We start from the raw sequence: 9055 nt of genomic DNA on the forward strand, positions 1-9055 counted from the left end.
AAGGTAATTAACAATTACCTTCCTTTTATTTATATATGTTTTTATTAACTCATTATAAAGTTTTCACCTCTAAATCTAATAATACAACTCTTTCCTGCTCTAAGCTTTTCTTTACATCAATAATTCTTTGATTACTTGATCCTCTTAGCTTTATTGATAAATTTTTATTCTTTTCCTCAAATTTTCCATCAATTAATATATTTATATATTTTAAGATATCCTTTTGCTTTTCATTAAACTCTTCTAATATATATCCAGTCCAAATATATATTAGTTTATCTGGATAAACTTCTTTAAATACTTTACAAATATTTATTATTTGGTCTATATTTTTAGGACATAATGGTTCACCACCCAATATAGATAGGTTCCTTTTTATATTATTTTTATCTATATTTTCAATTATAAAGTTTAAATCTTGCTCTTTAAACTCTTTTCCCCTATTAAAATCCCAAGTTTCTTTATTAAAACATCCTTTGCAATGATGTGGGCATCCTTGAGTCCAAAGTGACATTACTATTCCTAAGCCATTTGCTATATCATTTTGTTTTATTTTAGAAAACCTCATTTACGCCCTCCTCTTTCTATAGATGTAGTACTCTTTGTCCAATTTCTTGTGTTCTACCTTTGCCCCACATATTGGCACCAATATAACCGCAAGTTCTTCTCATTACTTGCATCTCATCTTTATCTCTATTGTTACAATTTGGGCAATACCATACCAAATCATTATCAAGTTTTATTTCACCTGTATAGCCACACTTATAACATATATCTGGCTTTGTATTTATTTCTGCATATTGTATATTATGATATATATAGTTTATTATCTGCTCAACAGCTTCTAAATTTTTACTCATATCCGGAACCTCAATATAACTTATACATCCACCTAAACTTATATCATGAAACTGACTTTCAAAACTAAGTTTATCAAAAGCATCTATTTCTTCACTAACATGTACATGATAAGAGTTTGTATAATACATTCTATCTGTAACATCTTTTATTTCTCCAAATTTTTGTTTGTCTATCCTACAAAATCTTGAAGTCAAGCTTTCTCCTGGTGTTCCATAAAGTCCAAATCCAAGTCCAGTTTCTTTTTTCCATTGTTGACAAGTATCATTTAGATGATTCATTACCTTTAATGCAAACTCTTCACCATCTTTTGTTGTATGGCTAGTACCTAACATGGCTTGAGTCATTTCATTAACTCCTACATATCCTAATGATAATGTTGAGTATCCATCTTTTAGAAGTTTATCTATCTTCTCACCCTTTTTAAGCCTTGCAATTCCACCATGTTGCCAATGTATTGGAGATACATCTGATATTGTTCCTAATAACAGATTATGTCTTACCATCAAAGCTTCTTTACAAAGTTTTAATCTTTTATCTAATATTTCAAAGAACTTGTCCATATCTTTTTCAGCACTTAATGCTACTTGTACTAGGTTTAACGATATAACTCCTTGGTTGAATCTTCCATACCATTTATAGTTCCCATTTTCATCCTTCCAAGGACTTAAATGAGATCTGCATCCCATCGGTGGAAATGCATTACCTTCATAGTTCTTTTTCATTATTTTTGCACTTTGATAATCTGGAACCAATCTTTTCGTATTACATTTGGCTGCAAGTTTTGTTATATAATCATATTTTCCACCTTCTAGGCAATTGTGTTCATCTAATAAATAGACTAACTTTGGGAATTCTTCTCCGATTTCTTGCCCTTTGTAGTTTTTCATTCCTTCTAATCTTTGTGATATCATTTCTTCACAAATTAGTGCCATTTCATATTCATATTCATTGTCTTCTTCTATTTCTAAATAAATAGTTGAAAATGGAGATTGGCCATTGCTAGTATATAATGTAGATAATTGATATCTAATAGTTTGTATTCCTGCTTTCAAATCTTCCTTCATTCTATCATCAGCTAAATCTTTAGCCACTTCATTTCCATATTTTATGCTGTATTTATTAAAGTATTTATTGTATGACTTTCTTAAATAAGGTGCTATATGCTTTATAGTTATTGAATTCCCTCCAAATTGACCACTTGCTATTTGTGCTATTATTTGAGTAACTATAGTACAAGCTGTTGGGAATGTATTTGGCGATTCAATTAATTTATTATTTATTACTGTACCATTATCTAACATATCTTCTAAATTTATAAGCATACAATTATGAATTGATTGCATAGCATAATCCATATCATGATAATGAAGTACACCTTCATCATGAGCTTGTACAATGTGTGCTGGTATTAACTTTCTTCTAGCTATATCTTTTGATATCTCTCCTGCAATTAAATCTCTTTGAGTTGCCGCAAGAACTCCATCTTTATTTGAATTTTCATTTATTATTTCTTCATTACTTCTATCTAAAAGCCCTAATACACTATCATCAGTTGTATTTACTTCTCTCTTAAATGATTGTACTGCTCTATAACCTTCATATGCTTTAGCTGTTAGTTCTTGTTTATAATTTATAAGTTTTTTATAAACCATTTCTTCTACTTGGTAGACAGTTGGGGAAATATTTTTTTGAATGTAATAATCTTCTATCTCGTTAGCTATCATTTTTGCTATTTTTTCTTCGTATATTCCACTTCCATATTTCATTGCTTTTAGAATTGCATTTTCTATTTTTTCTTTATTAAATTCGACACTATTTGAATCTCTTTTTATTATACTTAACTGTGTAATCATAAATTTCTCCTTCTGCCTAGTGAATTTCTTATCGTCATTTTAAACTTTAAGAATTTACTATATGTAGTAACACTTTGTTTATTTTATACTATATATAGTAATTAATCAAGTTCATTGTTACAAATTAAGTCACGTATTAATATTCTATATACCTGCTCATTTATACCCATTTTTTTCATAAATAATAAAAAATCTAAGATTTATTTTTACTATGTTTTGGTAATTATATAAATTATATAAATTTTAATTGCTATAATTTTTACAAATAAAAAATTCGCTTCGCTTAAGACACTGTGTGGGCGCTACACGTCATATCGACAACGACTTCATCCGTTGCTTAAAATGTGATTTTTTACTTACTCTAAGTTTGTTGATTATAATGTAAGCATAATTTCCTTATACGTAAAAAATAGTTATTTAAATTTAAATAACTATTTTCTACTAACCTATGTATATATATCAGAAAACTCAACTTCCATACTAGCTATATTATTTAAATAATTAATATGAGGGCATATATCTTCCTCTCCATTTTCTATCAATACATCAGGAAGATTGATTATAAATTCACTCCCTTTCCCTATTTCACTTTTTGCATGTATAGTTCCATTATGTTTTTCAACTAATGACTTTACCAACGATAGTCCTATTCCGCTACCGGCTCGTTCCTTTTCAAATTTATTTTTCACTTGCTCAAATCTGCCAAATATACTTTCTAATTTATCACTAGGAATACCTATTCCACTATCTTTCACTATTATCTGTACATTCTCATTACAATTTATTATAACTTCTATAATTCCATCTGGTTTATTAAATTTTATAGCATTAGAGATTAAATTTAACATTATTCTCTCTAAATTATCTTGATCAAAAGCAATCATTTTTTCCTCTACATTTGTATCAAAAACAATATTCATTTTATTATCGTCAACAAATTCACAAACAGACATGCATATATTTTCAATACAACTTATAATATCACCATTTTTAGGGTTATAGCTAAAATGACCTGATTCTAATTTGGTTGTGTCTATCAAATTATTTACTAGCTTAAGCATTCTTAATCCATTCTGATGTATGATATCTAAGTATTTATGAAAATAATTAAAATGTTCTTCATCTAATTTATCCATCCTAAGACCTATAACTTGAAGAGAACTTAATATTAAATTAATAGGTGTTCTAAGCTCATGAGATAAGTTTGCAAAAAAATCCATTCTTAAACTTTCAAGTTCCTCCGCCATTTTTTTACTTTTAGTTATATCACTAACAATCCCTATTTTCTTTATTATATTTCCATTTTCATCAAATAGTGGTACAAACTTACTCCATAACCATATTTCTTTTCCATCTTTAATAACTTTTAATTTATCTATGGATATTTCTTTTGAATTATATTTATTTGGCGTTTTTTCAAAAATAACCTCATCCCAGTATTCATACCAATTATTTATATCCTCATACACACCCATCTCTTCTGGATTTATACCATAAATTTTTTCAAATGAAGGACTTACATATATTATCTTTTTTTGATCCATAATTACTATTATATCATCTAAATTGTTTGCAATTTCTAAAAATGTCATTTCATTTTTTTCTATGCTTTCTTTTAATGCTACTTTGTCAGTTATTTCTATAGCAATACCCATTACCCCTAGAATACTTTCATTTTCTTCATCTGTATAAGGCCATTTAGCAGTTTCAAAATATCTTTTTTTACCGTTAAAAATTTTTATGTTTTCACATGTATATAATGAATTTTCTTTTAAAATTTTATTATCTTGTCTTTCAAATTCATCAGCAATGTGCTTTTCAAATAATTCATAATCTTTTTTTCCTATAATTTCTTCATATGATAGATTTATTAATTCCATGTACTTGTCATTAACATCTAAGTACACGCCCTCTCTATCTTTTATCCAGGCATAAAATGGAGATTTTCTAAGTATAGAAGACAGCTTAAATGACTGTTTGCTGAGTTTATTAAATCTGATATGGAATTCATCGTCATCTGTATTATAAATTTCTATATTTAAATATAGATCTATATTACCAATATATTTTACAACTGTATTTTTCTTTTCATTTATTGCTTTTTCAAAGCACATACCCCATTCTTTTTTTTCTTGTAAGCTCAAATCATTTACAATTAATTTGTTTATAATATCTTTTTTTCTCACTTCAAAAAATATCTCGAACGATTTATTTACATCCCTTACTATCAGTCCTATATATGATCCACTTGTTTCTCTAACAAGTTTTGCATGCATATAAGCCATAGGACTATCCTCTATCATTGCCCTGTATATATTTTGTTCCATAATCGCCCCCTATATATCCCTCTAATTATAATATAATTTTAATTGTTTTTATAACAAATTTCAATAAATTGTAAAATTATTTTACTCTATATTACAAAAAATAAAAGCTATCATAATTACCATACAGTATATAAAAAGATTTTTTTGCTTTGTTTTAATTAATTTTATTTAAAAAATAACTTTCTAAAAAATATTATAATCACAATTTATACTCCTGTTAATCTTTTATTATATTTTAATATTACAATATAATTTTATCAAAAAAATGAGCTATCTTAAATACTAATAGATAGCTCATTTCATTTATGATGTTCTTTTATAGACACTTCTTTTTCTCCTTTTGCAACATTTACTTTTTTATCTTACCTCATTTATCTGCAAATTGAATCAATCAATTAATTAAATTCATTTATTCTTCATCATAGTCTGGTGTATAATTATATTCTATCTCGCTTTCATAATCCAAATATAATAAATCCAACATATTTTCCATATATATCCTCCTAATTAATTATATATTATTATCTTCAATGAAATTTTATTTTAATAACTTTCATTCTTAATATAATATATGCAGGATAAATAAAAAAATTGCCAATTTTATAATATATTTTTTTAAATACACTCATTTAATATATATTAAATGAGTGTATTTTGAAAGTTCTAATAAATATTCATCCATACCAGTTCATATGTTTGAAGTACTAATATATCACTGTTTACTTATTTGTTACATTTAAAACTGCTATACCATCTTTTTCCACTACAACTAGTTCCATTTTATTTTTGTTTATTCCGCTTCCCTTAGAGATTCTACTATGTTGTTTTTGTTTATATACGTTATAGCAAATGTAGGTATTATACAAGATATTAATAATAATATAGGCGAACATATCATGATAGGTATCATTGTAAATTTGTAGCTAAAGCAGTCCATCACGCCTGCTGTCAAATCAACTAGTTTATAAGTTATTGGAGTTCCTATTATTAAAACTATAAATATAGTTACCAATGCATAGAATATACCTTCTAATACAACCATCTTTTTAAGTTGCTTTTCAGTCATTCCAACACTTCTTAACATTGAGATTTCTTTTTGCCTTGATATTATATTTGATATTATTACATTTATAAAGTTTAGTATTCCTATTACCCCTACTATAAAACTAAGTCCATATCCTATCATTTTATATGTATTAACCATATCATTAAATTCATTTTCATATGTTAACTTCATTCTATAATCTAATGTAGGATTTGTTTTAATTTTATTATTTAAAAAAGTTTTAACATCATTTACCTGATTTTTATCAACATTAAACATTGCAGTCATCACTGATTCATCTTTAGTTATATTTTTAAATTCTTTTACTGGTAAATATATATCATTTCCTACTGATTCAAAATATCCTTTGCGTAAATATAGAGGAAAAGCATCAACTCTTGCCATAACTTCATATTCTTTACTCTTTCCATTTTCAAAGGGTATAACAACCTTATCTCCAACATCTACCCAATTTCCTACTTCATAATTATTATCTAATATAACGTAATCACCACTTTTAAATTTTTCTATGTCTATTTTCCCTTTAGTTATAAACCTTTCTAATAAAGAACATATTCTTTCATCTATTCCATAACATCCAGTTGAACTTTTTTTCTCAGTTAGAGTCATATTAATATATTTTTTCTTATCATCGTTCAAAGAGCTTTTTTTTATTTCAAGGTTTTTTTTCATTTTATCAGTTAATGGAGCTTCCACACTTTTATAATATATTTTATCAACCTCATCAATACCTTTTAAACCTTCAATTTCTTTACAAGTATCTTCATTTAAAACTTTTGAATAATCTTGTAAACCATAGTTCCATCTATAAAAACTTGTGTCTCCAACTGTAAAATCAGTTCCTATAAGACCACTTAAATACTTGTCCATATCAAACCCTGAAACTACTGTATATGCAGTATTTAAAAGTATTACACTTAAAGATAGAGAAGATATAACTACAAAAGCTTTTTTCTTATTTCTAAATACATTTGATAGTGCCATATTTTTAATTTTAGCACCTTTTAAGCTTTTCTTTATTTTTTTTATAGTATTTTGACTTATCCCACTATATCTTACAGATTCTATTGGAGAAACCTTAGACGCTATTTTAGCTGGCTTATATATACTTATTAATACTGTTATTAATGAAAAGATGATTGACCCTATAAATATAATTGGGCTAGTTGAAATTTGAGTATATTGCATAGTTGTTTGCCCTACTACAAATGGAGTTAACACTACACCTATAAAATAGCCTATAGCTAATCCTAAAGGTATTCCTATTATTGATAATTTTATTGCTTGTTTTTTAATAATTTTATTTATTTGTTTTTTTGTAGTTCCTATAGTTTTTAAAAGCCCATAGAATTTTATATCTTTTACTATAGATATATAAAAAATATTATATATCATTAAATACCCAGATAGCATAATAACACCTAAAAATCCTACAATTCCATATAATGATTGAGGTTCATCTTCTATATTAGTACTAGAATATGCCCAATTTATTCCTGTTTCTATCTCATCTAAATTTAAACCACTTTGAGTTATAACTTTATCTAATTTCTTTTGTATAAATAAAGAATTCGAAAAATTAACTTGTAAAGATATAAGACCTGTACCACTATCAGTTTTTTTAGACTTTTCCTGGTCAATTCCTTTAAGCTCTGAGTCTATAAATTCCTTAGATAAATATAATAAACTTGACCTTGATACTTTATCTCCTTTGTATATACCACTTATCTTAAATTCTGTATTATATTCTTTATCATTTATAAAGTATTTCAAATTTATTTTTTGATTTATCTTCTTGGGTATTTTTAATGTATCTAGAGTTATATCATCTACTAATATTTCATTTTTACCTTGTGGTATAGTTCCTTTATACGGTTTATAGAAACAATTTTCTATAAAGTTTTTATCTGCATAGTTAATTTCAGTTTGTCTTTTTGCTAACTCTTTATTCTCAGCTAGTCCTATATGTATTAATATAGCTTTTTCCTTTATTAATTTATTATCTTTAATTTTTTCATACTCTTTTGTAGTTAAATCTTCAAATCCTCCATGATATGTAGTACCAACCATCCTCATGGTATTGTACTCTGTTGTTTTTACCATACTCATTTGTATAGTAAAAAATGATGTAAAAAGTAATGTTGTAAGTATTATAGATACTATTGCAAACTTATTTCTTCCTTTATTGTATTTAAAACTATTTTTAGATAATCTATTAATAACTTCCTTATTATTAGTTCGAATCATTATTCACTCACCACCTTAGATAAAATCTTCCCGTCTTCTATCCTTATAACTCTATCTGCCATTTGTGAAATTTCTTGATTGTGAGTTATCATTATAATAGTTTGATTGAATTTTTGACTCATAGTTTTTAACAGACCCATAACGTCTTGACTAGTCTTGCTATCTAAGTTACCAGTAGGTTCATCAGCTAGTATTATTGATGGCTTAGTAGCTAAAGCTCTCGCTATTGCTACTCTTTGTTGTTGTCCTCCTGATAAGTTATTAGTCAAATTATTGACCTTACTTTCTAACCCTAATGATGTTATAACAGTATTTACATACTCTTCATCTATTTTGTTACCATCAAGTTCTATTGGTAATACTATATTTTCATAAACATTTAAAATAGGAATTAAATTAAATTGTTGAAATACAAATCCTATTTCTCTTCTTCTAAATATTGTAAGCTCCTCATCATTTAATTTAAATATATCACTATTATTTATAGCTACATTTCCTTTTGTTGGTCTATCAAGACCACCTATCATATGAAGTAAAGTACTTTTTCCACTTCCTGATGTTCCTACAATACAAACAAATTCTCCTTTATTTACTTCAAATGTTACTCCATCTAAAGCCTTAACTAAACTTTCATCTTTCCCATAGTATTTTTTTAAATCATTAACTTTTACTATACTCATATTCCCCTCCTAAAAATTATC

The 9055-nt window shown here is 26.3% G+C and carries 5 protein-coding genes; all 5 read right to left on the reverse strand.

From position 1 onward, the window contains the following. Positions 1-52 precede the first annotated feature (52 nt). Positions 53-568 (reverse strand): anaerobic ribonucleoside-triphosphate reductase activating protein, encoded by a 516-nt coding sequence (gene nrdG / locus BLP75_RS08325; protein ID WP_092725227.1) that lies wholly within the window; start codon positions 566-568, stop codon positions 53-55. A 16-nt stretch (positions 569-584) separates the two neighbouring features. Continuing rightward, positions 585-2714 (reverse strand): anaerobic ribonucleoside-triphosphate reductase, encoded by a 2130-nt coding sequence (nrdD, locus tag BLP75_RS08330; RefSeq protein WP_092725228.1) that lies wholly within the window; start codon positions 2712-2714, stop codon positions 585-587. A gap of 446 nt (positions 2715-3160) precedes the next feature. Next, positions 3161-5041 carry a sensor histidine kinase gene (locus BLP75_RS08335; RefSeq protein ID WP_092725229.1) on the reverse strand — a complete coding sequence of 627 codons (1881 nt, stop codon included), beginning with the start codon at positions 5039-5041 and terminating at the stop codon, positions 3161-3163. A 790-nt stretch (positions 5042-5831) separates the two neighbouring features. After that, complete coding sequence (locus BLP75_RS08340; RefSeq protein ID WP_092725230.1) at positions 5832-8354, reverse strand: ABC transporter permease; 2523 nt, start codon at positions 8352-8354, stop codon at positions 5832-5834. Beyond that, positions 8354-9034, reverse strand: coding sequence for an ABC transporter ATP-binding protein (locus BLP75_RS08345; RefSeq protein WP_092722803.1), 681 nt, complete (start codon positions 9032-9034; stop codon positions 8354-8356). Before BLP75_RS08345 ends, BLP75_RS08340 begins: the two co-directional genes overlap by 1 nt. Positions 9035-9055: the final 21 nt, after the last annotated feature.

The organism is Romboutsia lituseburensis DSM 797, assembly GCF_900103615.1.
GTDB lineage: Bacteria > Bacillota > Clostridia > Peptostreptococcales > Peptostreptococcaceae > Romboutsia_F > Romboutsia_F lituseburensis.

What these genes read in the sequence shown, in the direction of transcription:
- BLP75_RS08335 (WP_092725229.1), bottom strand. Translation starts at nt 5,041, where the DNA reads ATGGAACAAAATATATACAGGGCAATGATAGAGGATAGTCCTATGGCT.
- nrdD (WP_092725228.1), bottom strand. Translation starts at nt 2,714, where the DNA reads ATGATTACACAGTTAAGTATAATAAAAAGAGATTCAAATAGTGTCGAA.
- BLP75_RS08345 (WP_092722803.1), bottom strand. Translation starts at nt 9,034, where the DNA reads ATGAGTATAGTAAAAGTTAATGATTTAAAAAAATACTATGGGAAAGAT.
- nrdG (WP_092725227.1), bottom strand. Translation starts at nt 568, where the DNA reads ATGAGGTTTTCTAAAATAAAACAAAATGATATAGCAAATGGCTTAGGA.
- BLP75_RS08340 (WP_092725230.1), bottom strand. Translation starts at nt 8,354, where the DNA reads ATGATTCGAACTAATAATAAGGAAGTTATTAATAGATTATCTAAAAAT.